Raw genomic sequence first — 2,330 nt, forward strand, 5'->3', positions numbered from 1 at the left:
AAATGAGATTATTTACCAATCATGGCAATGATAATAGATAAAGGCACATGAAAAAAATAATCTCGTTGAAATTGTTCTTCTCTGACTGCGGCTAAAAATTTGTTAATCACATGATCTGCTGGTTGGTAATGATATGTGGAATCCCAGATTATTTGTAAATGATTATCTTGACGTTGGATGATAAATCCTAAATGTTTTAATGCTTGAAATCCCAAATATAGGGTTTGATCACTAATATCTAGTTTCTCTAAAAGTTGAACGCGGGTAACAGGTTGATTTTTTCGACTCAGGTATTTAGAAATTCCTACTAAAGTTAACCAAATGTCCTTGGGAGTTAAATTATGGGGTTTTCTCCAAGCAATAATCAATTGTTTTTTCTGATTTAGTGATTGCTTTACCCATAAACGTAAATTATCCCAATTACTAGGGCAATCTTGCATAATTAATAATGATTTTTCTGAGGTTATTTCGGTTAAATTTTCCTGATTTCGCCAATCTAAAATTAATGCTGAATTTTTGGTTTTTAATTCACTTTCCGTATTAGGACGGACGGCGATTAATCTAATTTCATAACGTTTTTTAAAGCTGTTAAAATCAATTTCGGCAATACAATCACATCTACCAATAGGCAATTCTTCTTTATAGTGTCCCCACCAAATCCCCGGAAACGGATTGTTGGTAGAATTATCTCGAATATTGAAGTCAGTTTTAATATATTGGATTTTATTTCCTTTTAAATCTTCTTGATTTTTATGCCAAGAATTTTCAAACCAACAGTTTTTGATTAATAATTTGGGGATAGGATTGCCCATTCCACAGGGTTCTAATAGTTTTAATTCTAAAAATAAATCTTTGCCTAAATCGGCAACTGTCACCACCAAATCAGCTTGCACTGTTGGAGTGAGATTTATTCCTCCTAAAGATTGACGTAATTTCTGGTTAATGGCGGCTGTAAATAGGGGAATATTTTCTACTAATAAACTCAAACCCGCAGCAAAGGGATGTCCTCCAAAACGATGTAATAAATGGGCTTGTTCTTGAACTAATTGATATAAATCAACGGAGTTAATGGAACGGGCAGAACCTCGTGCTAGAGATGGGCTAGAATCCGTCTTATTTTCTTTTGCTTCTGTACTTAACAAAATTGTCGGTCGCCCTGTTTCTTGGGCAATTTGTCCGGCAACCAGACCTAAAACACCACCTGCCCATTGAGGATCTTCTAAAACGATGACGCTGGTGGTTGATAAGTCTAATTGATTGAGTTTTTTAGTAACTTGGACTTGGACATCTTTTTGTAAAGATTTACGACGGGAATTAGCTAATTCTGTTTCTTCTGCAAGTTGTTGACAACGCTGCATATCTCTACTGGTTAATAATTCTACACAGAAACTAGCATCACCATGAATGCGACTAACGGCGTTAATGCGGGGTCCCAAACCAAAGGAAATATCTGTGGGGCGATCGCCACTTTTCTGGCATAATTCTAATAACTTCCCCACTCCTGGTCTTCTTCTGGCTGATGGTGTTTTTTTAAAGTCTGTGTGTAATTGTTGAATTCCCAACTGTGCCAAATAGCGACAATCACCACTTAATTGGACTAAATCGGCAATTAATCCTACTGCTACTAAATCTAATAAATCTGTTAATGGATGTTCGGGAATATCTGGCAAACTTATATATAATGCTTCCACCAATTTATAAGCAACTGCCACACCTGAAAGATGATATAAAGGATGTTCTTTTGCTAAATAACGCGGGTTAATAATGGCGACAACCGGAGGGCGTTCTGGTGGTAATGTATGATGGTCAGTCACAATTACATCTATCCCTAAATTTTGGGCATAGATGATTTCTGAAATATTTGTACTGCCTGTATCACAAGTAATAATTAATTTACAACCTTGGGCTGCTAAATTATCAATTCCTGGCTGATTTAAACCATGAGATTCTATTAAACGATTGGGAATATAATAACTTAATTGACGATGTTGCTGAAAAAATTCACCTAAACCATCCCATAATACCGCAGTCGAGGTAATTCCATCGGCATCAAAATCTCCCCAAATAACAATTTTTTCTCCTGTTTTTCCCGCAGTTATTAACCGTTGTACAGCCAAATTCATTTCTTGTCCAAATTCAAAAGAATTGGCAGGTTGATAACTTTGATAATTAATAAAAGCCGCTAACTTTTCTTGATCTTGAATTCCCCGTTGCCAAAATAATTGAGCAGCAAAGTTACCACCTGTTGTTGGTACGTATTTTTTCACTAATTCAATAAACCAATCTGGGGGTTTTTCTTGTGTTGTTAAAATCCATTCCATCTTAAATCA

The 2,330-nt window shown here is 35.6% G+C and carries 1 protein-coding gene; it reads right to left on the reverse strand.

Annotated elements, in window-relative coordinates:
• Positions 1-8: 8 nt before the first annotated feature.
• Positions 9-2,321 carry a single-stranded-DNA-specific exonuclease RecJ gene (gene recJ, locus FJR37_RS25840; protein ID WP_168467491.1) on the reverse strand — a complete coding sequence of 771 codons (2,313 nt, stop codon included), beginning with the start codon at positions 2,319-2,321 and terminating at the stop codon, positions 9-11.
• Between the last annotated feature and the right edge of the window lie 9 nt (positions 2,322-2,330).

Source organism: Aphanizomenon sp. UHCC 0183 (assembly GCF_009712065.1).
Taxonomy (GTDB): Bacteria; Cyanobacteriota; Cyanobacteriia; order Cyanobacteriales; family Nostocaceae; genus Dolichospermum; species Dolichospermum heterosporum.